Source organism: Algorimicrobium echini (assembly GCF_900115185.1).
Classification (GTDB): Bacteria; Bacteroidota; Bacteroidia; order Flavobacteriales; family Flavobacteriaceae; genus Algorimicrobium; species Algorimicrobium echini.
Map to the genome: position 1 here is coordinate 46528 of NZ_FOVN01000004.1, position 23674 is coordinate 70201.

A 23674-nucleotide genomic window follows, 5' to 3' on the forward strand; every position below is an offset into this window, starting at 1 on the left:
AACTATATGTCACTATTAAGCGGTAAAAAAATATTACTTGGCATTAGTGCTGGTATAGCTGCTTATAAAACAGCGACATTGGTTAGAGAATTTATAAAAGCAGGTGCAGACGTAAAAGTTGTAATGACACCTGCTTCTAAAGATTTTATTACACCTTTAACCCTTTCTACACTCTCCAAAAATCCAGTTTATTCATCATTTACAAATCTTGATGATGATAATGAAACCTGGAATAATCACGTGGAATTAGGCCTCTGGGCCGATTTATTCATTATAGCACCAGCAACAGCCAACACCTTGTCTAAAATGGCGCATGGTGTTTGCGATAATTTGCTCCTAGCAACATACTTATCTGCTAAATGTCCAGTTTATTTTGCGCCAGCAATGGATTTGGATATGTACAAACATCCCTCAACTGTTGAAACTTTTAAAATTTTAAAAGGTTTTGGAAATGCTATGATACCAGCTACTAGTGGCGAGTTGGCTAGTGGATTGGTAGGCGAAGGTCGTATGGCAGAACCAGAAGACATTACTACCTTTATTGAAAATGATATTTTAAATAAATTGCCATTACGAAATATAAAAGTATTAATTACTGCAGGCCCAACATATGAAGCTATAGATCCTGTTCGTTTTATTGGCAATCATTCTAGTGGAAAAATGGGTTATGAAATTGCCAAAGCAGCTGCTAATTTAGGCGCTGAAGTTATTTTAATTTCTGGCCCAACACATCAAATACTAAAACACCGTTCTGTTAAGATAATTCCAGTTATATCAGCAGAAGAAATGTATAACGCAGTACATACACATTTTAAAACCATTGATATAGCAATTTTAGCAGCAGCTGTTTCAGATTATAAGCCCAAAAATGTAGCAAATCAAAAAATAAAAAAGAAAGAAAAAACGTTATCTTTAGAGTTAGAAAAAACTAAAGACATTTTAGCTTCTTTGGGCCAAATGAAAGATAAACAGTTTTTAGTTGGATTTGCTTTGGAAACAAATAATGAAATTGAAAATGCAAAAGGTAAACTTAAGTCCAAGAATTTAAATTTAATTGTATTAAATTCGCTTAAAGATAAAGGCGCTGGATTTAAATCGGACACCAATAAAGTTACAATTATTGATGAAAACGAAACCATTACAACCTTCAATTTAAAGAGTAAAGAAGCCGTAGCCGTAGATATTTTAAATGCTATAATAAACAAATTGCATGCATAGAATTTTCCTATTTTTTTTAGTTTTTATTTCTGTATCAGTTTATAGTCAGGAGTTAAACTGTAATGTTGTAGTCAATGCACAATTTACTGGAAACGAAAATGTACCTGTATTTAAAACACTAGAAAATCAGCTAAAAGAGTTTGTAAATAATACCAAATGGACTGCTAAAGAGTACGGAGCTCAAGAACGTATAGAATGTGGTATGTTTATAAATATAACGGAATATTCTGGTGATATCTTTAAAGCTACCATTCAAGTACAATCGTCTCGTCCGGTTTATGGATCTTCATATTCAACACCAGTTTATAATATAAACGACAAAGATTTTACCTTTCGCTATGTAGAATTTGAAAATTTATTGTACAATCAAAATCAATTTGAATCCAACCTTATTTCAGTCATAGCCTTTCATGTCTATATGATATTAGGTTTAGATGCAGACACATTTGAATTTCAGGGAGGTGATCCTTACTTAAAGCAAGCACAAACTATTGTTAATTACTCACAACAGGAAAATGCCAAAGGGTGGAAGCTTGAAGATGGTTTACAAACCCGGTTTGCCTTGATAGATAACTTATTATCACAAACATTTAAGGAATACAGAAAAGTGATGTACGATTACCATCGTTTAGGTTTAGATACCATGAGTGCTGATCAAAAAACCGCTAAAACTATTATTGCAAGTGCTGTTGAAGAGTTTGAAGCTATGAACAGACGCCGTCCGAACTCGTTCTTATTACGAACCTTCTTTGATGCAAAAGGTGATGAAATTGAGCAGATATTTTCAAGTGGTCCTAATGTAGAAATCACTAAATTACTGTCTACTTTAAACCGGGTAGCACCTATGTATTCAAGTAAATGGCGAAATATTAAATTTTAAGAAATCGTCTAAAAAAAGTAGTTGTTATAATTTTAGTAACCTCTTAATCTAAAAAGTCTTGCTAACAGCTTTATCCATAAAAAATTACGCATTAATAGACCACCTTCAGGTAAATTTCAATCAAGGACTTACAATTATTACCGGTGAAACAGGTGCTGGGAAATCCATTTTATTAGGTGGATTATCTCTAATTTTAGGTAAAAGAGCCGACTTAAGTGCCTTGAAGAATGTAGAAACTAAATGTGTCATTGAAGCTACTTTTAATATCTCTAATTACAAGCTAGAATCGTTATTTAAAAAATTAGATTTCGATTATGATTCGCAAACTATTATCAGACGAGAAATTTTACCTTCGGGCAAATCACGAGCTTTTGTTAACGATTCTCCAGTAAATTTGAGTGGATTACAAGTTCTAGGTGCAGAGTTAATTGACATTCATTCCCAGCATGAAACCATGCAATTAATAGATGACGCGTATCAATTTCAAGTTATCGACGCTTTAGCTAAAACAAGTTCAGAACTACAAAAATACAAAGCAGCTTTTAAAGCTTTTAAAACCTTACAGAAAGAGTATGATGATCTTTTAAAGTTTCAATCAGAAGCCATAAAAGAACATGATTATAATTACTATTTATTAAAAGAGTTAGAGGATGCAAAACTAATTGAGGGGGAACTTGAAGAGTTAGAGGAAACTTACGAAACGCTTAATAACGTTGAAGATATAAAAGAGCAATTAGCTCAAGTAAATAATGTGTTAAGTGATGAGCAAATAGGTGTAATGACTGCTTTGCTAACCGCAAAAAATAGTTTACAGAAAATAACGAAATTTTCATCTAAATATAATGATATTTATAATAGAATTACTAGCAGTTCTATAGAGGTAAACGATATTTTTACAGAAATTGAAACGTTACAAGACCAATTGGATTTAGATCCTGAACAATTATTATTGGTTAGTAATAAGTTAGAACTACTAAATATGCTTCTTAAAAAGCATTTAGTTACAGATGTTTCTGAATTGATTGCCATTAAAACCAATTTGGCAGAAAAAGTCAGTGTTACTGAAAAATTAGACGATACAATTACGGAAAAGCAAAATGAAGTGGCTACAGCTAAAAAGGAGATTGATGATTTGGCAGAAACTATTCATAAAAAAAGACTCGCAGCTATCCCTAGTTTAACTAAAGAATTAGAAGCTATTTTGCAACAATTGGGAATGCCTAATGCAAAATTCAATATTACTTTAAATACTACTGAAACCTATCAATTTAATGGAAAGGATAATTTATCATTTTTGTTTTCGGCTAACAAAGGTGGAGCTTTTAACGAACTAAAAAAAGCAGCATCTGGAGGCGAACTATCACGAATTATGTTAGCAATTAAATCTATTTTATCTAATTATGTACAATTACCATCCATAATGTTCGATGAAATTGATTCAGGTGTATCCGGAGAAATTTCAAATAAAATGGGTGAAATTATGCGAAGTATGAGTCAGAGCATGCAAGTTTTTACTATTACGCATATTCCGCAAATAGCAGCCAAGGGCAATACGCATTTTAAAGTATATAAAGAAGATGTAGGCGAGGTTACCCAAACTAATTTAAGACTTCTAAACCACGACGAACGGATTGTAGAAATAGCACAAATGCTAGGAGGAGTAGAAATTTCCACTTCGGCAATGGCACATGCTAAACAATTGTTGAATTAATACTATCTTTGAAAATCATTTAACACGAATCAACACAAGAAACTATGTCATATAATTTATTAAAAGGAAAAAAAGGAATCATATTTGGAGCTTTAGATGAAAACTCTATTGCATGGAAAACAGCAGAACGTGTTCATGAAGAAGGAGGTGCATTTGTACTCACTAACGCACCAGTAGCCATGAGAATGGGGCAAATTAATGAACTGGCTAAAAAAACAGGGTCTCAAATTATTCCTGCAGATGCAACCTCTGTTGAAGATTTAGAAAATTTGGTTGAAAAATCTATGGAGATTTTAGGTGGTAAAATTGATTTTGTTTTACACTCCATTGGTATGTCAATAAATGTTAGAAAAGGCAACCACTATACGAATCAAAATTACGATTGGACACAAAAGGGAACTGATGTTTCGGCAAATTCGTTTCATAAAGTTATGCAAACCCTTTACCAAAAAGATGCCATGAATGAGTGGGGAAGTATTGTTGCCCTAACGTATATGGCCGCACAACGTGTTTTTCCTGATTATAATGATATGGCAGACAATAAAGCCCTATTAGAAAGTATAGCACGTAGTTTTGGTTATTTCTTTGGTCGTGATAAAAAAGTACGTGTTAACACCATTTCGCAATCGCCAACACCAACCACCGCAGGAAGTGGCGTAAAAGGTTTTGATGGATTTATTTCATATGCTGAAAAAATGTCGCCTTTAGGAAATGCAACGGCATTAGATTGTGCCAATTACACGGTTACTATGTTTAGTGATTTAACACGTAAAGTTACTTTACAAAACCTATTCCATGATGGTGGATTCAGTAATATGGGTGTAAGTGATGCTGTAATGGAGACTTTTACTAAAGAATAATTTTAAAAATATTAAGTATCAAAAAGCGTCATTCTTATTTTAAGATTGACGCTTTTTTTTTGTAAATAAAATTAGCGTAGAATCCTGTGCTTTTTTTCTTATATTAGAGAGTCAATTTTTAGCTTATCTCCTATGAAAAAAGAGTACTTATTTTATTCTTTATTATTTATTACCAACCTCTTGTCTGCACAAGTGAATTTTGTAAATCGAGCCACTACTCTAGGGCTTGTCGCTACAGCAGGTGATACCTATGCAGGAAATGGAATTTCATTTTGCGACTATAATAATGATGGATGGGATGACATTACTATGGCTACACGTGAAGGGTATAAAATACATTTTTTCAAGAATGTAAATGGTCATTTTATTGAAGACGAAGAAATTAGCATACCTAACAATACAAGCCAGCATAAACAAGTAGTTTGGGTCGATATTGATAATGATGGCGATAAAGATTTATTTGTCACATCCAATACGGATGGCAATAAATTATATACCAACAGTGGTAATTCTAATTTTGTGGATATTACTTTAGTTTCTGGTTTACCAACTGAAAACATGGAATCCTATGGCGCTTCTTGGGGAGATTATGATAATGATGGCTTTTTAGATGTGTTTATATCTAATAGAAGTGAAACCGATGTGCAGCCTAACTACTTTTATAGAAATAATGGCGATAATACATTTACTGATGTCACTGCTGAAGCAGGATTCGATAACAACAGTCATATGACGTTTTGTTCCGCTTTTTTCGATTACAATAATGATGGATGGCAAGATATATACCTCTCTAGTGATAAATATTTTAATCAAAACTTTCTTTATCATAATAATGGCGATGGGACTTTCTCCGATGTTAGCACGGCATCTGGAACAGGTATTTTTATAGACGCTATGACCACAACTATTGGTGATTTTAATAATGATGGTTGGTTTGATATTTATGTCACCAATACACCAACTGATGGGAATGTTTTATTTAGGAATAATGGTGATGGAACTTTTAGTAATCTTGCCATTTTTTCAGGTACTCGTTTAAACAGTTACTCTTGGGGAGCTGTTTTTTTAGATGCTGATAATGATATGGATTTAGATATATATGTGAGTTGCGAATTTGATGGTTCTAATCCTGCATATCGCTCATCGGCTTTTTATAAAAATAGAAATAATAATACCTTTGAAAATTCACGTAATTCAGGATTTGAAGGCGATGCCGCTAAAAGTTATTCAAACGCTGTGGGTGATTTTAATAATGATGGATTCCCTGATATTGCTGTTAGTAATATAAATTATGAAAATATGTATTTATGGGAGAATCAAACTGTGAATACAAACAATTGGCTAAAAGTAAAACTTACTGGTGTACAAAGTAATAGAGACGGTATAGGTTCGCGATTAGAAATTTCAATAAATGGTGACAAGCAATACAGATACACGCATTGTGGTGAAGGCTATTTATCTCAAAACTCCAATACGGAAGTTTTTGGTCTGGGAACAAATGATGTAGTAGACTATGTGAAAGTTACATGGTTAAGTGGTATTGTTGATTATGTTGAGAATGTGAATGCAAATCAGTTGTTAGAGATTACAGAAGGAAGCTACAGTTTGGGTTTAAATCATACAGTTGAAACTGGATTTTCTTATTATCCAAACCCAATTCAAAACACGTTACATCTGAAGTCAGAAAATCCCATTCGTTCTGTCCGTATTTATTCACTTTTAGGTCAGGAAGTATTTAGCAAATCATTCAATAGTGCCAAAGTTGATATTAACACATCTAATTTTGAATCAGGTATTTATATTGCTAAAATAGATTTTGGAAAGGGAAGCGAAACAATAAGAATAATAAAATAGTCCTTCATTACTTTTCTTTAGAGTTAACAGTTTACTTTAATCGGTTAAATTTGATTTTAATCGATTTGCTCTGGTTTTGTTTCAAATAGCAATTCTTAATAAGTATTTTTAGTATTATTAACCGTTATTAATTTTAAACATTTTATTATGAAAAAAATTACTTTAATGCTTTTCATCTTCAGTCTCTTTAGCACAATAAGCTATGGACAATATCTTACTGAAGGTTTTGAAACTGCTGTTCCGCCAGCAGGTTGGACTTTAACGCAAGTTAATGCTTCTGAAACTTGGCAAGCATCCCCTGTCTTTCATACTGGTGCAGGAGCAGCCGAGGTAAATTACGATCCAGCTCTTGTAGCCCAAGACGAGACGTTAACAACACCTATTATTGATCTATCTTCGGCAACTAACCCTAGATTGATATTTTGGGTTAGTATGAGTTATTTCTGGTCTATTGATCCAAATGAAAATTATGATTTTATAGTAAGTGCTACTGATGGTACAACAGAAACTGTTATTTGGCAAGAAACAGATTTAGGCGTGTTTGATAATTATACTTATATTAAAGTTGAATTGAATTTAGCAGCATATGCTGGCCAAAGTAATGTGCAAATTTTATTTAATTACAGTGGACTTGATGGCGCTGCCTTATATTTAGATGATATATTAGTAGAAGAAACACCAACCTGTCCAACACCAGAAAACAGTGTTGTGGTTCCAACGCAAACGACTGCTGATGTTAGTTGGGATGCCGTTGCGGAAGCAACTTTAGGCTACGAATGGGTAATTATGGCTTCAGGTTCAGCTCCAGATGCTGGTACTGCAATAGATTCAGGAACAACAGCAGCTGGCGTGATATCTGATAGTGCTACTGGGTTAACAGAGGCAACAGATTACGATTTTTATGTTCGAGGAAATTGTGATACCAATGGATTAAGTAACTGGTCTGCAGTATTGAGTTTTAGAACTCTGGCTCTAGAGCCAAATTGTGCCATCAATCCAACGCCAGCTGATGGTGCTATAGATGTTGCAACTGGAAATGTTACATTTTCATGGGAGGCACCAACTTCAGGGCCAACCCCAACTTCCTACAATTTGTATGCTGGAGAAACACCTTCAGGTGATGATTATGGATTAATTGGAAATTTTACTGATACCAATGCAGCAATTACGCTTACAGGCTATGATACGCTCTTATATTGGATTATAAAACCAGTAAATGAAACTACCGAAGCTACTGGATGTCCAGTTTGGAGTTTTACAACTGGATCAGCTCCAGTTGGTGCTATTTGTGAAGATGCCATAGTAGTTAACACAATTCCATACAACACTACTGGAGATACAAGTGCCTATGGAGATGATTACGAAAATACGGATGTGCCTCCTTTAGCAGGTGCGCAATTTACCAATGGAACAGGAAGTGCTTTTTATATTACTGGAGATGATGTAGTATATGAATTTACACCAACTTCAAATGGAACTTATAACTTTGACTTAAGTGAGACTTTAGATGATTGGATTGGTTTTTGGTTATTTGAAGGTTGTCCTTTTTCTTCAGTTGTTGCATACCATACTGCAACTTCAGGAACTACCAGAAGTTTACCAGCTATAAATTTAACAGCTGGAACTACTTACTACGTGGTAATTTCTTCATGGCCATCACCACAGTCAACGCCATATACGTTAGATATTACTCAACTAACTTGTACTGGTGCTATTGTTGAGAGTTCATCAACTAATATTGATTGTACAAACAATCAATATTTTATAGATGTAGATATATCTGACATAGGGGATGCTACTGAAATTTTTGATGGTACAAACTCATATCCAATAACAGGAACAGGTATAACCCAAGCTGGTCCTTATGCGTTCGGAACTACTGTTGATTTAACGATAGTTCATTCAGATACAGCTTGTAATATAGATTTAGGAAGCTTTATTGTTAATGGTTGTCCGCCAGTAAATGATGACTGCTCGGGTGCAATTGCATTAACGCCAGGCGTAGTTTTTACCGATAACCCTGTAGTGGGTACAAATATATCAGCTACAACATCTTCAGGTGCACCTGCGCCAGGATGTGCAAGTTATAATGGTGGTGATATGTGGTACTCTGTAATTGTTCCTGCTGATGGAAACATTACTTTAGAAATGAATTCTAATCCAACTGGTGGAGGAGGTGATGCTGGAGCAGCAGCCTATTCAGGTACTTGTGGTTCATTAACACTAATTAGCTGTAATGATGATGATAGTGATGATGGATTATATCCAATAATTTCTATTTCAGATCCTGCATTAGCTGGTCAAACCATTTATTTTAGAGTTTGGGAATATGGTAATAACGCAACCATTAATTTTCAAGTATCTGCCTATAGCGCTACTTTAAGTGTTGAAGATTTTCAAAATCAAAATCTGTTTTCATACTATCCAAACCCTGTAACTAACTCTTTAACATTAAAAGCACAACAGAATATTCAAGATGTTGCTGTGTATAATATGTTAGGTCAAGAGGTATTGCGTGTAACACCTAATACCGTTTCAAGTGAAATGAACATGACGTCTTTGCAAGCTGGAACTTATTTCGTAAAAGTTAAAGTTGCAAATACTATTGAAACGATTAGAATTATTAAGAATTAAAATAGTTTAAATATTATTTTTTTAAAAACCACTCAATTGAGTGGTTTTTTTTTGGGTTTAATTACATTTGTTATATGAATTTAGAGTTTTCTTTTATTATCCCTGTTTATAACCGTCCAAGTGAGATACATGAGTTATTACAAAGCTTTAGTGTTCTTAATGGTGACAAAAATTTTGAAATTGTTATTATTGAAGATGGTTCAACAAAACCATCCAATAAGATTGTATCCAATTATCAAGAAAAATTGAACATAACTTATTTAGTTAAAGAAAATTCAGGACCTGGTGATTCTAGAAATTATGGAATGCAGCGTGCAAAAGGCAATTATTTTATCATTTTAGATTCAGATTGTATCCTGCCTTCAAATTATTTAAATATTGTAAAAACATCACTAACTGATAATTATTTTGATTGTTTTGGCGGTCCAGATGCGGCTCATGAAACGTTTAGTAATTTGCAAAAGGCTATTAATTTTGCCATGACGTCCTTTGTAACCACAGGAGGAATTAGAGGTAACAAAACACAAATTAACAAATTTCAACCACGAAGCTTTAATATGGGATTGTCTAAAGAAGCATTCCTTAAAACGGGTGGTTTTGGCAATATTCATCCTGGTGAAGATCCTGACTTGTCTTTAAGACTTTGGAAACTAGGATTTCAAACTGTTTTAATTCCTAAAGCATTTGTATATCACAAACGACGAATAACTTGGTCAAATTTTTACAAGCAAGTTTCAAAATTTGGTTTGGTACGTCCTATATTAAATGAATGGCACCCTGAATCAAAAAAAATTACATATTGGTTTCCATCCGTGTTTATTATAGGTTTTGCTATAGCTTTGTTTCTAATGGCTTTTAGTGTTTATCCAATAATAATTTTTTATGGAATTTATTTTTCGTTGGTTTTTATATTGGCTTTAATCTCTACGAAAAGTCTGATAATTGCTTTTCAGTCTGTTTTTGCCACTTTAATACAATTTACTGGGTATGGTTTCAGTTTTATAAAATCTATTAGTATATTAAAGTTAAGCAACCAAAAGCCGGAAGATATTTTTCCTGAATTATTTTTTAAAACTAAATGATGGGTAGACTAAAAGTGAAAATATTAAAAGCACTAAAAAATAAGAAAATTAATGTATTTTTTCTGTTTTTACTGATGTCCTTTGGTGTCCTTATTTTGCTTAAGCTTTCTAAAACCTATGTAAACACAATTACGTTTCAGGTTACTAAAATTAATGTTCCTGAAGCTCATGTTGTTTTTGATGATCATCAAAAAACATTACGAGTAGGAATAAAAGCACAAGGATTCAGCTTATTAAAATATTATTTTAACAAGCCCAAAATTAATATTGATTTCAGCCACAATATAACAAAAACAGATAGTCTTTATATTTGGAATAAAAACACAGCCTATTTAGATATTCTATCGCAGTTTGATAAATCGGTTGAGGTTGTTAATATTAATCCAGATACTTTACACTTTAAATATGATGTAAACGCCATTAAAAAAGTACCTATAAAGTTAAACGCCAAAATAAATTACGCTATAGGTTATGACATTTTAGATGCTTTTATATTAAGCCCAGATTCTATTAAAATAATTGGACCTAAAGTGTTGATTTCTGAAATAGATTTTATAGAAACAGACACCTTGAAACTTCAGGATGTCAAGGACAATATTAAATCTACTATATCCTTAAAGTTACCAACCGATGAACAAGAAATTAAATTTTCTAGTAAGGAAACACACGTTGTAGCTACGGTAACTAAATTTACAGAAGGTAAATTGAAAATTCCGGTAAAAGTTATAAATGTTCCAGAAAACATAAATCTGAAATATTATCCAAAGAAAATAAACGTTTCATACTATACCAGCTTATCAAATTATAACTCGATAACAGCGTCCGATTTTGAAATTGTTTGCGATTTTTCGGAGGTATCAAAAAATCAAACGTTTTTGATACCAAGGCTAACAAGACAGCCAAAAGTTTTAAGACATGTTAAAATTAATCATGATCAAATTGAATATATTATAACAGAATGAAAATAGTCGGTTTAACTGGTGGAATTGGTAGTGGGAAAACAACGGTTGCAAAAATGTTTTCAGAATTAGGTGTACCAACCTACATTGCTGATGATGAGGCAAAAGCTCTAATAAACCGTTCCAAAGTAATAAAACGCAAACTTATAAATTTATTTGGAGACCAGGCTTATTTAGGTAATACTTATAATAAAACATTTATTGCACAGGCTATATTTAATGATAAAAGCTTACTAAAAGCTATGAATAGTATTGTTCATCCAAAAGTAGCCAGTCATTTTATAAAATGGAAAGAAAAGCAGCAATCGGATTATGTTTTAAAAGAATCAGCAATCTTATTTGAGCATGGCGGTGATAAAGATTGTGATTTCACTATTTTAGTAACTGCTCCAGAAGCAGTTAGAATTCAGCGTGTTGTAGATCGCGATCAAAGAAGCAAAGATCAAGTTCAAGCCATCATTAATAACCAATTGCCTGATGCGGTTAAAATAAAGAAAGCTAGTTTTGTTATAGAAAACACGGATATGGAAGCAACTAAAAATCAAGTCTTTAAAGTCCATAAGAAACTTGTCAAAGCTTCTAAAGTGTCTTAAATTTTAACATTTTTGTTAATGTAAGGTTAAATGCTAAGATAGCTAAATGTTAAAATGTTAATTTTGAACGATGAGCAAAAAGCTATTCATCATACTGGTGTTATTAATGAGTTTGTCCCTCGTTGGTATAATATTTGTTCAAGCTTACTATATTAATAATTCCATTAAAAATGAAGAAGACCAGTTTAATTTTAATGTAAAAAAAGCATTAAGTTATGCGTCTCGCGAAATTGAAGAAAAGGAAGTGCTTAATTACTATAACAGGTATCAAACGCTAATTGATGAAAAGAAACAAGCGGATACAGTAGCAATTTCTAAACTATTTATTGTTTCGCAAATTAATGATACCAATGAAACTTTTATTTATAGAAGTGGCATTTTAGAAGAAAACCATAAATTATCTTCGTCGCTCTTTGACATCGGTTTAGATAGCCTTAATATTAAGCGGATTATAGGAACTTCAGAAACTAAAGTTTTTAGTAATCAAACTAGTCTAGATAATGATTTGTCTTCCAGTAATCCCGTTTTAAGCTTAATGAAAAACGGTAGGATGTCCGTGGCTGAACGAATTAATTTTGATGAAGCATTCAAAGCTCTAGGGAGTAGAATTCCAATACATAAACGGGTTAAAGAATCGCAAATTCAAAGATTGTTATCAAAAAAACTTAAAGATGACAATATTGATTTGGATTATGAGTTTGCTATATACAGTAATGATTTAGCAACAAAAATACAAACAGACAATTTTGAATTTCAACCAGGAACATTTAGTATTCCTATTTTTTCCAATGAGTACGATAAAAATAATTATAAATTACTAGTTAATTTTCCAACACGTAATAAGTTTATACAGTCGTCTATTATCCGGATGACATTATTGTCAATTATTTTTACATCAATCATCATCATTGCTTATTCTAGTGCGTTATTACAATTATTTAGGCAGCGTAAAATTTCTGAAATAAAATCAGACTTTATCAATAACATGACACACGAATTTAAAACACCTATTGCAACAATAAACCTTGCTTTAGATGCCATTAAAAACCCGAAAGTTATTGAAGATAAAGAGCGTGTAGCAAGATACTTGCAAATGATTCGGGATGAAAATAAACGTATGCATGCACAAGTAGAAAATGTATTAAGAATATCTAAACTTGAAAAAAACGAATTAAATATTAGTAAAGATCGTGTAGACCTTCATGAATTAATTGAAGATGCCATCACGCATATTGAATTAATAGTGGAAGACAGGAAAGGCTATATTCATACACACTTAGATGCTCAACAAACATCAGTTTTAGCCAATGAAACACATTTTACTAATGTTATTGTAAACATTCTGGATAATGCTGTTAAGTATTCGCCAGAATCACCAAAAATTGATGTTTATACCGAAAATGTAGGTACAAATATATTTTTAAAAATTAAAGATCAAGGAAGCGGTATGAGTAAAGCCGCTCAAAAACATGTGTTTGAAAAATTTTATAGAGAGCACACAGGTAATATACATAATGTAAAAGGACATGGATTGGGGTTAGCATATGTAAAACGTATGGTAGAAGATCACCAAGGACACATTTCCGTAGAAAGTGAAAAAGAAAAAGGAAGTACTTTTATTATAAAACTTCCATTAATATCGTAAAAGCTATGACAGAACAAAACAAAAAAATATTATTGGTAGAAGATGATCCAAATTTTGGAACCATTCTTAAGGATTATTTAATGATGAATGATTACGAAGTAACCCACGCCAAAAATGGTATGGAAGGCTTTGAAAAGTTTAAAAAAGACGATTTCGACTTATGTATTTTAGACGTTATGATGCCTTATAAAGATGGTTTTACATTAGCTAAAGAAATTCGCGAGAAAAATACGGAAGTGCCAATTGTATTTTTAACAGCAAAAGCCATGAAAGAGGATGTTTTAAAAGGGTACAAGGTAGGAGCAGACGATTATTTAAATAAGCCTTTTGATAGTGAAGTATTGCTTATGAAAATTAAAGCAATTATGCAGCGTAAAGCTACTGAAACAGTTGCTGATAGCAAGCAATTTCAATTTACAATTGGTGGGTTTGAATTAAATTCCAAATTACGTTTTTTAACTTATAATGGTGGTGAGCAAATTAAATTATCACCAAAAGAAAACGAGTTATTACGTTTACTAGCCTTGCATGAAAACGATTTAATGCCTCGTGAATTAGCTTTAACCAAAATTTGGCGAGACGATAATTATTTTACATCTCGTAGTATGGATGTTTATATTGCTAAACTGCGTAAATACCTGAAATTAGACGAAAATGTAGAAATTCTTAATATTCATGGAGAAGGATTTAGATTGGTAGTAAATTCGGATTCGGAAGATTAAGTTCTAATAAAAAAACCAGCAAAAATGAGCTGGTTTTTTTATGCTTTAATTGTAGATTCTATTTCAGAAATAATGGTTTCATGCTTTGTGTCATAATTAAACCAGAGGGTTTCTTCACGACGTTTAAACCATGTTAATTGCCGTTTTGCAAAACGACGGCTATTTTTTTTAATTTCTGAAACGGCAAAGTCTAACGTCCATTCCTTTTCTAAATAATTAAAAAGTTCTTTATACCCTACTGTATTTAAGGCATTTAAATGTGCTTTTGGTTTAAGTGTTTTCACTTCTTCAAGTAGTCCTTGCTCTATCATAATATCTACGCGTTTATTTATACGCTCGTAAATTATTTCGCGATCAGCAGTTAATCCAACGGTTAGGACTTTAAAGTTTCGCTTAATTTTAGATTTTTTCAAAAAAGAAGAATAGGGTTTACCTGTTCCAATACAAATTTCTAATGCACGAATAATGCGTTGTGGATTATTTAAGGCTATTTTATTATAAGTTTCTTCGTCTAAATGTTTTAACTGGGACTGTAAGGTTTCTATACCATTGGCTATAAGCTGTGCATTTAATGAAATTCTGATGTTTTTATCTACTTTTGGAAACTCATCAAGGCCACAAGTAACAGCATCGACATACAATCCAGAACCTCCTACCATAATAACAACATCTCGGTTTAAAAACAACTTTGTTAACGTCTGAATAGCGTCTTTTTCAAAAGCACCGACACTGTAATCATCTTCAACCGATTTATGATGAATAAAATGGTGTTTAGCAGCTTTAAGTTCCGATGAATTAGGAGCGGCTGTTCCAATTTGCATCTCTTTAAAAAACTGTCTAGAGTCTGCCGATATGATTTCGGCATTAAAATGTTGGGCTAGTGTAATACTTAAAGACGTTTTACCAATTGCTGTTGGTCCTACTATGGATATTAGATATTTCTCTGACATAAAGGCGATCGTCTAAATTTACTAGGGTTTTAAATGTAAAGAATGTCCACATTTATAACAGAAATCAGCCTGATCTTTATGGTTGTGTGCCAAACAACTTGGGCAAGATTGTGAATTTAAGTGAACATCGCTTGGATGTGGCGGAACTGGTGGTGGTAAATCTGAATCCTTTTTTTTGTCAGAGTCTTCGTTGTTCGCTTTTCGGGTATATTCAGCAGAAACGATTCCGGTTGGAACAGCAATAATTCCATAACCTAAAATCATTATGATGGTTGCAATAAACTGGCCTAGTGGTGTAACGGGAGCAATATCGCCAAAACCTACTGTGGTTAGCGTAACAATACACCAATAAATACTTTTTGGAATATTACTAAATCCACTAGCTTCTCCTTCTACCAAATACATAATAGTTCCAAATATAGTTGCTGCAATAATTACAGCAAAAAGGAATACGGATATTTTAGCACGACTGGCTTTAATGGCAGAAGCTAAATGATTAGAGGCTCCTAAAAAACGAGCGAGTTTTAAAATCCGGAATACACGTAATAATCGTAAAGCACGTAAGGCAACTAATGCGTGAGTTCCAGCAAATATTAATGATAAATATTTTGGTAATGTGGATAGTAAGTCAATAATACCATAAAAACTGGTAATATATTTAATGGGTCTTTTTACTGTAATAATTCGTAAAATATATTCAATAGTGAAAAGGATTGTTATAATCCATTCAGAGATATTTAAAAAATCATGATAATCTTTATCAATACTTTTTACACTTTCCAGCATGACTAGAACAATACTGGCAAGAATAACAATTAACAAAACAACATCAAATAATTTTCCTGCAGGTGTATCTGCTTCATAAATTATTTCATGCAGTTTAGCTTGCCAATTTTTATATTGTTTTTTGCCCATAATCTTAAAAATACTAAAAGTTTATAGAAACTTTCTAATTATCGAATTTTATAATTTTTAGTTTTTTGTTTTTTCTCAAATAGCTTTTAATAATGTGTTGTGCATCCCGATTGTTTTCCATTGGTGTAATTATGGATTGAAGTACTTCAACATTGGTTATTTGATAATTTAAATTAAAATAACCAATACCTTTAAAGATTCCTTTTTCAATTAAAATAGCACTGCGCTCATCCACGTCTCGAGCACGATCAATAATAACCATATTTTGATCGTTATAGCTGTTTTTAGCAATTAACTGCAACACACGCTTATTATAAGATTCAGGAGATTCTGCTTCTATACAGGCACCTAAACACTGTTTGATATCATAATTGAAACAACTTGTTTTAGTTGGGTATAATCCTGTTAATTTCTGACAGAGTTGAAACTCTTCAACCGCATTAAATAGAAAACTTTTTGCACTTTGTCTGTTTGTAAACGTTGTAATTGGTTTTTTACGTCCATCGGCTTTTTCAATGACTAGATTAATGTAGCCATTAGAATCGGTATATGAATATAACGCATGCGTAAAAATGTTTCGGCGAAGCGCTCTGTTAAATATGGGTTTATTTCGCTTAATTTCTTCACTTTCTTTAAGCAGAGCTACAAGTTCGCTTCCGGTATGTTCATAGGTTACAGCTGCAGCATCACGTTGAATTTTTTTAGATTTTGTACTGCTATTAGTAAAATGCTGACTAATTCTGTTTTTAATATTATTGCTTTTACCAATATAAATTATGGCGCCTTCTGCATTATGGATATAATAAACACCTGTAATGTGCGGAAGTTCTTTAATGATGTTTTTTAAGTTGGCTGAAATTTCCTTTTTGGCTTCAACTTGAATGGCATCTTTAACAATTACTTTTTCTAAATCTTTGGACAATAGCATTTTAAATAGCTTGACCGTTGCCATGGCGTCACCATTAGCACGATGTCTATCACTAACAGGAATACCTAGTGAACGTGCTAATTTACCTAAACTATAGGAGTCTTGACCAGGAATTAATTTTTTTGATAATTCTACAGTACAAAGGGTTTTTCGCTTGAATGGAAACCCTAAACGGTTAAACTCTGTTTTTAAAATCCGATAATCAAATTGGGAGTTATGCGCTACAATAATACAATCATCAGTCATTTCAACAATACGTTTGGCAACCTCATAAAACTTTGGCGCAGTTTGCAGCATTTTACTGTTAATACCAGTCAAGTTAACTACAAAAGGCTGAATCTCACGTTCTGGGTTTATTAAGCTTATAAATTGATCTACAACCTTGTGGCCATCAAATTTATAAATGGCTATCTCTGTTATACCTTCCTCATTGTATTTGCCACCAGTGGTTTCTATGTCAAGAATTGCGTAAATAAGTCTGTTATTAGGATATTTATATTTGGTAAAGTTTGTTTTAATTAACGCGTTTGTTTTTTAATAATTGCGCTCCCCAAAGATACTACTTCCAACACGAATCATGTTACTTCCGTTATTAATTGCTAACTCATAATCACCACTCATACCCATAGAAATAATTTTCAAATTATGGTGAAGGGGTTTGAGGTCGTCAAAAATTGTTTTTAGTTTGTTGAATTCAGCCGAAACTTGATTTTCATCATCGGTAAAAGTTGCCATTCCCATAACACCAGTTATACACACATTTTGAAGTTCTTTAAAAACCTCGGACTCTAATAAATTTATTGCATCTGCCTTTGTCATGCCAAATTTAGAGTCTTCTTCAGCAATTTTTATCTGTAGCAAACAGTCAATAACACGTGATTCTTTTTTGGCTTGTTTATTTATTTCTTTAAGCAGTTTAAAACTATCTACTCCATGAATTAAACTCACAAAGGACGCCATATATTTTACTTTGTTACGTTGTACATGTCCAATCATGTGCCAAGAAATATCCTTTGGTAAGGCTTCATGTTTTTCAGCCATTTCTTGAATTTTATTTTCGCCAAAAACACGTTGTCCTGCATGGTAAGCTTCCAGTATATCACTATTTGGTTTTGTTTTAGAAACAGCAACCAGAGTAACTTGTTCAGGGATTTTCGACTTTATATCTTGTAAGTTTTGTTTAATGGACATAATATTTTTTTATTTTTTCCAATTAAAATCGGCTTTAACTTTATTGGCAAACTCTAAATCGCGAATGGGTATTGAAAACAAATCGTTTTGATAATCTTCCGGAATGTCAAAAATGGAAATTAATCCATAACGTTGGTTTTTATAATGTAAGAAGCTATAGTTATCATAGTTTTTGTAAATAATGTAATCTATAGCATGTTCTTGATACGCCTTTTTATAAAAGGGTTCAAAGAGTATCCAAGTTCTTTCAAAATTAGGCTCAATTCCAAAATTTTGATATTCCAATTGTGCAAAGCTATTTTGAATTAAGGCAAAATTTTTTCCCGTAGGATATTTATCAATTTTTCGCGTGAGTGCATATAGCTCTGATAAGTTCTGGAAGGCTATATCCTCAAACACTTTTTTCTGTTCTTGTTTTTGTACAGAATCTAGTGTTGTTTTTTGATCTAAAGTAAACCGTATTTTGGAATATATATCTGTTTTGGTTTTTAAGTTATTTAACTGATATAAATCGGTTTGCTTTAAAAAATTGTTTTCCAACCAAATAAAATGGTTTTTAAGGTACATGGTTTTAAACCAATTTGCCAAATTACCAGTTGTAATGGCTTCATAATAAGTTTTCTCTTGAGGTTCGTAAGCCAAATTAAAACCATAATCTCTAACTAGGATTGTTAACTCTGCTTTAAAAAAATCAATGTCATCATTTTCAAAGCTACGGTTTAAAAGAAAATATTTTAAATTGGTTTCATAACCATAGACTTTTTCAAGCTTTAAAATTTCACTTTTAGCTAATTCATAATTAGTATGTAATGAAGGGTATATAGTTTCATGAATTGCTATATCGCGTTCATTTTGAGGATATAAAGCAATTGCCGAAAAATAACATATAAAGAAAAAAAAGTGTTTCATTAAAATTCGTAAATGGTGACACCACTGCGTAGTTTGGGCTCAATAAATGTCGATTTTGGAGGCATTTTCAAACCGTCGTCTGCAATTTGTTTCATTTCTTCTATAGTAACAGGAACCATACCAAAACCAACAGCAAAATTGCCACTATCCACATTACTTTTAATATTTACAATATCCTTTTTACCATTGATATACATAATACGGTTATCGTTACGTAAATCTTTTATTCCTAATATGGGTTCTAAAATGGTTTTAAAAAGAATTTGCGCGTCTAATCCATCTAACGATGTTTCCGTATTATAAGCTGTTTTTCTTAAGTAAAGCGAATAAAACTCGCCATCCAAATACATACTAAAATGATGTTTTTTGGAAGGTTTATAAGGTATGGTGCCACGATTTTCTATACGGTACATGGTGTCTAGCTCTATTAAAAAGGCTTCTTTTGTAAGGCCGTTTAAATCTTTTATAAGACGGTTAAATTCATGTATGCGTAAATCGGATTCAGGAATCAAATAGCTCATAAAATAGCAATAGGCTTCATGCCCTTGATGTTCTGGATTTGCGGCTTTCAAATCCTTGTATAACAAATAGGACGACGAAGATCTATGATGACCATCTGCAATATAAATATGCGGCATGTTTTTAAATTCGGCTTCTATTGCTTCAAGTAATTCTGGTTTTTCAACCTTCCATAAATAATGTGTGTCTCTGTAAGTAGTGGTAAACTCGTATTCCGCACGTTCTTTTTGTTTTTTTGAAATGATACCTTTAATAACCGAATTATCTGGATAGGTTAAGAGTACGGGTTCTGCATTAAAACCAACCGTTTTAAGGTAATCTTTAAAAAGTACTTCGCGGTTTTCAATAGTGTCCTCATGCTTCCTAATTACATTATTCTCATAATCTACGGCACTTACAGCGGCTACAATGCCATTAAATTCTTGGTTTTCCCGATCAACAATTCTGTATACGTAATATGAGGGTTTTTCATCTTGAACAAATATAATATCTTCTTTAAACTCCAAATACCTATTTTTTACCAACGAATAGCGTTCAATACCTGATATTTCCTTGTCAAAACGATAACCAGGATTTACAATATGTAAAAACGAAAATGGATTATCTCGCAAACGAGCCTCCAGCTGATCTTTGGTATAGCTCTGGTAGGAACGCGCTGCTACCAGACTAACTTTGTCTCGAGTAGGACGAACCGCTTTAAAAGGAATTATTTTGGCCATATTTACTTTCCGAGAAAGCGGAAATCTCATTTTAATAGTTAGTAATTTATTGTTATATCAAGTTACTATAAACTCTATTTCAAAAACTGCTTCGCCACATGTTCAGCTTTGCGGCTTTCAGAATAATCATAAAACCCTTCACCAGATTTAACACCTAATTTTCCAGCTCTTACCATATTTACTAATAGAGGACATGGCGCATACTTTGGGTTTTTAAAGCCATCATACATTACATTTAAAATGGATAAACAAACGTCTAATCCTATAAAATCGGCTAATTGAAGTGGACCCATTGGGTGAGCCATTCCTAGTTTCATTACGGTATCAATTTCTTCAACACCTGCAACACCGTTATAGAGTGTTTCAATAGATTCATTTAGCATAGGCATTAAAATTCGGTTGGCTACAAAACCAGGATAGTCATTAACTTCTGTAGGTGTTTTACCTAGTTTTTTAGACAAGTCCATAATGGTTTGTGTTACAGCATCACTGGTGTTATAACCACGAATTATTTCTACTAACTTCATGATTGGAACTGGGTTCATAAAGTGCATCCCAATTACTTGACTAGGTCTTTTGGTTACAGCTGCAATTTGAGTAATAGAAATTGATGATGTGTTTGTTGCTAAAATCGTGTCTTCAGAGCAGGCTTCATCTAATTGCTTGAAAATTTTCAGTTTTAAGTCTATATTTTCTGTAGCAGCTTCTACAACCAAACTTGCATATTCAACGCCTTCAACGATATCTGTAAACGTGGTAATATTATTTAAGGTTTCTTCTTTTTGAGCTTCTGAAATTTTTTCTTTAGAAACCATGCGATCTAAATTTTTAGAAATGGTTTCCATACCTCTTTTTAATGAGGCTTCACTAATATCTATTAATTGTACTTTAAAACCGCTTTGGGCAAATGTATGTGCAATACCATTTCCCATTGTTCCGGCACCTATTACTGCTATATTTTTCATTTTTTCTGCCTAACCTTCTCCAAACGAGAAGGACTTTTTATTTATAGTTAATATTTGTTTTTAATATGAATTTCTTGTGTGTGTAACTCCCAATTTTCATTTCTTTCGTTTGTATCCCAAATAAGAGATTAGAATTGGTTGATTATCATGGTAGCTACGCGCAAAGCTTCCGTGCCATCGTGAAGTGTCACAACAGGTTTTGTGTTGTTGGTTATAGCATCCGCAAAGGTTTCTAACTCGTCTAAAATGGCATTATTGTTAGCTACATCTGGATTATCAAAATAGATTTGTTTTTTAACACCTTCGGCATTTTGTAAAACCATGTCAAAATCGCCTGGAACCTCTGGTGCGTCTTTCATTTTTACCACTTCACACTTTTTTTCTAAAAAATCTACAGAGATGTAGGCGTCACGCTGAAAGAAACGCGTTTTTCGCATGTTTTTTAATGAAATACGACTAGCTGTTAAATTAGCAACGCAGCCATTTTCAAACTCAATTCTGGCATTAGCAATATCCGGTGTATCACTAATTACCGAAACACCACTTGCCGAAACATGTTTAACTTTAGATTTTACGACACTCAAGATAATATCAATATCGTGAATCATTAAATCTAAAACGACAGGAACATCGGTTCCACGAGGGTTGAACTCTGCTAAACGATGGGTTTCAATAAACATAGGGTTTTCAATTTGGTCTTTTACTGCTGTAAAAGCCGGATTAAAACGTTCCACATGTCCAACTTGTCCACGAATATTATGATGGGAGAGGAGTTCACGAATTTCTTCAGCCTCTTCTACCGTATTCGTTATGGGTTTTTCAATAAAAATGTGTTTGCCTTGAGCAATGGCTTTTTTGGCACAATCGTAATGCGAAAGTGTAGGTGTTACAATATCAACCATATCAACAGCTGAAATAAGTGCTTCAATAGTATTGAAGTATTTGTAACCAAATTCAGCTTCAACTTTCTTCGCATTTGCTTCATCAGCATCATAAAATCCGACTAATTCATATTTGTCAGATTGGTTTAATAGCCGTAAATGAATTTTACCTAAATGGCCTGCTCCTAAAACACCAGCTTTTATCATTATTTTATCGTTTTGAACAAAAATAAGGTTTTCGCTATTTATTTCTGTAAAAATTGACATAAAATATCGGTTGCTAAAATGTGGATAATTTAGATGAATTTTAATTTTGACCCATGAAATGTTTGTGTAATTTTAGACTTTAAAAAACAAACTACCTTGAAGGATACATTTAGGCATAAAGGCTTGCGTCAACAACTGGTTCAGGTTATTAAAGATAAAGGAATTACAAATAAAGAGGTGCTGAATGCTATTGGAAAAATTCCACGTCATTTATTTATGGATTCCAGTTTTTTAGATCATGCTTATCAAGATAAAGCGTTTCCAATTGCAGCAGACCAAACTATTTCACAACCGTATACGGTTGCATTTCAATCAGAATTACTTCAAATAGAAAAAGGCGATAAAGTTTTAGAAATCGGTACTGGAAGTGGTTACCAAACTGCTGTTTTATGTGAACTTGGCGCTCAAGTTTATAGTATTGAGCGTCAACATGAACTGTTTAAGAAAACAAGCAAATTTTTACCAAAATTAGGATATCGTGCTAAAAAGTTAATTTTTGGTGATGGTTACATAGGTTTAAAAGAAGAAGCGCCTTTCCAAGGTATAATAGTTACGGCTGGTGCACCTTTTGTTCCGAGTCCGTTATTGAGCCAGTTGGCTATTGGAGGGCGTTTGGTTATTCCTGTTGGTGATTCAGTTCAAACCATGACTTTATTTATAAGAAAAGGGGCAAAAGATTTTGAAAAGCATGAGTTTGGAGAATTTCGGTTTGTGCCGCTTTTGGAGGATAAAAATTAAAAGTTAGATCTTTTTCTTTTTTAAATTTATAACCATATAAATTATTGGGCCAATAGTCATTAAGATAACAATTCCCATGAGTAGGTAATTAGCTACTGTGCTTATTGCTTTTGTTTGGTTTAAACTAACTTGAATAATTTCAAAAGTTATAATACTAAAAAGTAGTGCTATGCTAAGGCTTAAAAGCCGAATCATCCGTGTAGCATTAGAATACATCTTTTTAGCGTTTGCAAGCGTGATTTTTTGAGGGTAATTAAAAATTTGCGGAAATTTATTTAAATAATACAAGCCGTAAACGGTTGCAAAACCTATAATATTAAGGAACCAAATACTACTTTTATCACCATAACGTGTTATTGTTCCTGAATAATTAAAATGCATGGGAACTTGTTCTGGAAGCGCATTATAACTTAAAATAGTATAGAATAATGCAACTGCAAGAATTCCGAAGGAAAAGATATCTAAAAAATTATCGAGTGTCGTCTTTTCCAAAGCAATTTTAGGTCGATTTTCATCAAACATTTTTAATGGATA

21 protein-coding genes are annotated in these 23674 nt (G+C 32.7%); 12 read left to right on the forward strand and 9 right to left on the reverse strand.

The window, feature by feature from the left end:
* Nucleotides 1-6: 6 nt before the first annotated feature.
* From coaBC to BM239_RS10340, 11 genes are all read left to right on the forward strand, one after another.
* Nucleotides 7-1218, forward strand: coding sequence for a bifunctional phosphopantothenoylcysteine decarboxylase/phosphopantothenate--cysteine ligase CoaBC (gene coaBC / locus BM239_RS10290; RefSeq protein WP_092208271.1), 1212 nt, complete (start codon nt 7-9; stop codon nt 1216-1218).
* Nucleotides 1211-2098, forward strand: coding sequence for a type IX secretion system protein PorD (gene porD, locus BM239_RS10295; protein WP_092208273.1), 888 nt, complete (start codon nt 1211-1213; stop codon nt 2096-2098). Before coaBC ends, porD begins: the two co-directional genes overlap by 8 nt.
* Before the next feature lie 58 nt (nt 2099-2156).
* Complete coding sequence (gene recN, locus BM239_RS10300; protein ID WP_092208275.1) at nt 2157-3809, forward strand: DNA repair protein RecN; 1653 nt, start codon at nt 2157-2159, stop codon at nt 3807-3809.
* A gap of 44 nt (nt 3810-3853) precedes the next feature.
* The gene (locus BM239_RS10305) at nt 3854-4669 is read left to right on the forward strand and encodes an enoyl-ACP reductase FabI (protein ID WP_092208277.1); all 816 of its coding nucleotides are present in this window, start codon (nt 3854-3856) and stop codon (nt 4667-4669) included.
* Nucleotides 4670-4801: 132 nt separating this feature from the next.
* The gene (locus tag BM239_RS10310; protein WP_092208279.1) at nt 4802-6523 is read left to right on the forward strand and encodes an FG-GAP-like repeat-containing protein; all 1722 of its coding nucleotides are present in this window, start codon (nt 4802-4804) and stop codon (nt 6521-6523) included.
* Between the two features lie 147 nt (nt 6524-6670).
* On the forward strand, nt 6671-9157 hold the full coding sequence (locus BM239_RS10315) for a T9SS type A sorting domain-containing protein (RefSeq protein ID WP_092208281.1): 2487 nt from the start codon (nt 6671-6673) through the stop codon (nt 9155-9157).
* 74 nt (nt 9158-9231) lie between these two features.
* The gene (locus tag BM239_RS10320; RefSeq protein WP_092208283.1) at nt 9232-10239 is read left to right on the forward strand and encodes a glycosyltransferase family 2 protein; all 1008 of its coding nucleotides are present in this window, start codon (nt 9232-9234) and stop codon (nt 10237-10239) included.
* Nucleotides 10239-11201 (forward strand): CdaR family protein, encoded by a 963-nt coding sequence (locus BM239_RS10325; RefSeq protein WP_245758229.1) that lies wholly within the window; start codon nt 10239-10241, stop codon nt 11199-11201. The genes BM239_RS10320 and BM239_RS10325 overlap by 1 nt, the downstream gene beginning before the upstream one ends.
* Nucleotides 11198-11791 (forward strand): dephospho-CoA kinase, encoded by a 594-nt coding sequence (coaE, locus tag BM239_RS10330; RefSeq protein ID WP_092208287.1) that lies wholly within the window; start codon nt 11198-11200, stop codon nt 11789-11791. The genes BM239_RS10325 and coaE overlap by 4 nt, the downstream gene beginning before the upstream one ends.
* A 70-nt stretch (nt 11792-11861) precedes the next feature.
* Nucleotides 11862-13436, forward strand: coding sequence for a sensor histidine kinase (locus BM239_RS10335; protein ID WP_092208289.1), 1575 nt, complete (start codon nt 11862-11864; stop codon nt 13434-13436).
* A gap of 5 nt (nt 13437-13441) precedes the next feature.
* Nucleotides 13442-14158, forward strand: coding sequence for a response regulator transcription factor (locus BM239_RS10340; protein WP_092208291.1), 717 nt, complete (start codon nt 13442-13444; stop codon nt 14156-14158).
* A 38-nt stretch (nt 14159-14196) separates the two neighbouring features.
* Here BM239_RS10340 and miaA read toward each other — a convergent pair whose 3' ends face one another.
* The 8 genes from miaA to BM239_RS10380 all read right to left on the reverse strand — a co-directional run bounded on the left by miaA (nt 14197) and on the right by BM239_RS10380 (nt 22342).
* Nucleotides 14197-15108: a tRNA (adenosine(37)-N6)-dimethylallyltransferase MiaA gene (miaA, locus tag BM239_RS10345; protein ID WP_092208293.1), complete on the reverse strand. Its 912-nt coding sequence runs from the start codon at nt 15106-15108 to the stop codon at nt 14197-14199.
* 21 nt (nt 15109-15129) lie between these two features.
* Nucleotides 15130-16023, reverse strand: coding sequence for an ion transporter (locus tag BM239_RS10350; protein ID WP_092208295.1), 894 nt, complete (start codon nt 16021-16023; stop codon nt 15130-15132).
* Between the two features lie 34 nt (nt 16024-16057).
* Nucleotides 16058-17425 carry an exonuclease domain-containing protein gene (locus BM239_RS10355; protein WP_092208297.1) on the reverse strand — a complete coding sequence of 456 codons (1368 nt, stop codon included), beginning with the start codon at nt 17423-17425 and terminating at the stop codon, nt 16058-16060.
* A gap of 60 nt (nt 17426-17485) precedes the next feature.
* A complete protein-coding gene (locus BM239_RS10360) occupies nt 17486-18142 on the reverse strand; it encodes a YggS family pyridoxal phosphate-dependent enzyme (protein WP_092208299.1) in 657 nt (218 codons plus the stop codon).
* A 9-nt stretch (nt 18143-18151) separates the two neighbouring features.
* On the reverse strand, nt 18152-19051 hold the full coding sequence (locus tag BM239_RS10365; protein ID WP_092208301.1) for a hypothetical protein: 900 nt from the start codon (nt 19049-19051) through the stop codon (nt 18152-18154).
* A complete protein-coding gene (locus tag BM239_RS10370; protein WP_092208303.1) occupies nt 19051-20289 on the reverse strand; it encodes a DUF1015 domain-containing protein in 1239 nt (412 codons plus the stop codon). Before BM239_RS10370 ends, BM239_RS10365 begins: the two co-directional genes overlap by 1 nt.
* A 74-nt stretch (nt 20290-20363) precedes the next feature.
* Complete coding sequence (locus BM239_RS10375) at nt 20364-21254, reverse strand: 3-hydroxyacyl-CoA dehydrogenase family protein (RefSeq protein WP_092208305.1); 891 nt, start codon at nt 21252-21254, stop codon at nt 20364-20366.
* A gap of 128 nt (nt 21255-21382) precedes the next feature.
* The gene (locus BM239_RS10380) at nt 21383-22342 is read right to left on the reverse strand and encodes a Gfo/Idh/MocA family protein (protein WP_092208660.1); all 960 of its coding nucleotides are present in this window, start codon (nt 22340-22342) and stop codon (nt 21383-21385) included.
* Between the two features lie 156 nt (nt 22343-22498).
* On the opposite strand from BM239_RS10380, the gene BM239_RS10385 reads away from it, so the two are divergent.
* Nucleotides 22499-23140 carry a protein-L-isoaspartate(D-aspartate) O-methyltransferase gene (locus BM239_RS10385; RefSeq protein WP_092208307.1) on the forward strand — a complete coding sequence of 214 codons (642 nt, stop codon included), beginning with the start codon at nt 22499-22501 and terminating at the stop codon, nt 23138-23140.
* 3 nt (nt 23141-23143) lie between these two features.
* On the opposite strand, the gene BM239_RS10390 is transcribed toward BM239_RS10385, so the two are convergent.
* Entirely contained in the window at nt 23144-23662 is a 519-nt protein-coding gene (locus BM239_RS10390) for a DUF1648 domain-containing protein (RefSeq protein ID WP_092208309.1), read from the reverse strand.
* Nucleotides 23663-23674: the final 12 nt, after the last annotated feature.

Coding starts and splice junctions, on each gene's coding strand:
- coaBC (WP_092208271.1), top strand. CDS start 7: ATGTCACTATTAAGCGGTAAAAAAATATTACTTGGCATTAGTGCTGGT.
- porD (WP_092208273.1), top strand. CDS start 1,211: ATGCATAGAATTTTCCTATTTTTTTTAGTTTTTATTTCTGTATCAGTT.
- BM239_RS10305 (WP_092208277.1), top strand. CDS start 3,854: ATGTCATATAATTTATTAAAAGGAAAAAAAGGAATCATATTTGGAGCT.
- BM239_RS10310 (WP_092208279.1), top strand. CDS start 4,802: ATGAAAAAAGAGTACTTATTTTATTCTTTATTATTTATTACCAACCTC.
- BM239_RS10315 (WP_092208281.1), top strand. CDS start 6,671: ATGAAAAAAATTACTTTAATGCTTTTCATCTTCAGTCTCTTTAGCACA.
- BM239_RS10320 (WP_092208283.1), top strand. CDS start 9,232: ATGAATTTAGAGTTTTCTTTTATTATCCCTGTTTATAACCGTCCAAGT.
- BM239_RS10325 (WP_245758229.1), top strand. CDS start 10,239: ATGGGTAGACTAAAAGTGAAAATATTAAAAGCACTAAAAAATAAGAAA.
- coaE (WP_092208287.1), top strand. CDS start 11,198: ATGAAAATAGTCGGTTTAACTGGTGGAATTGGTAGTGGGAAAACAACG.
- BM239_RS10335 (WP_092208289.1), top strand. CDS start 11,862: ATGAGCAAAAAGCTATTCATCATACTGGTGTTATTAATGAGTTTGTCC.
- BM239_RS10340 (WP_092208291.1), top strand. CDS start 13,442: ATGACAGAACAAAACAAAAAAATATTATTGGTAGAAGATGATCCAAAT.
- miaA (WP_092208293.1), bottom strand. CDS start 15,108: ATGTCAGAGAAATATCTAATATCCATAGTAGGACCAACAGCAATTGGT.
- BM239_RS10350 (WP_092208295.1), bottom strand. CDS start 16,023: ATGGGCAAAAAACAATATAAAAATTGGCAAGCTAAACTGCATGAAATA.
- BM239_RS10360 (WP_092208299.1), bottom strand. CDS start 18,142: ATGTCCATTAAACAAAACTTACAAGATATAAAGTCGAAAATCCCTGAA.
- BM239_RS10365 (WP_092208301.1), bottom strand. CDS start 19,051: ATGAAACACTTTTTTTTCTTTATATGTTATTTTTCGGCAATTGCTTTA.
- BM239_RS10370 (WP_092208303.1), bottom strand. CDS start 20,289: ATGGCCAAAATAATTCCTTTTAAAGCGGTTCGTCCTACTCGAGACAAA.
- BM239_RS10375 (WP_092208305.1), bottom strand. CDS start 21,254: ATGAAAAATATAGCAGTAATAGGTGCCGGAACAATGGGAAATGGTATT.
- BM239_RS10380 (WP_092208660.1), bottom strand. CDS start 22,342: ATGATAAAAGCTGGTGTTTTAGGAGCAGGCCATTTAGGTAAAATTCAT.
- BM239_RS10390 (WP_092208309.1), bottom strand. CDS start 23,662: ATGTTTGATGAAAATCGACCTAAAATTGCTTTGGAAAAGACGACACTC.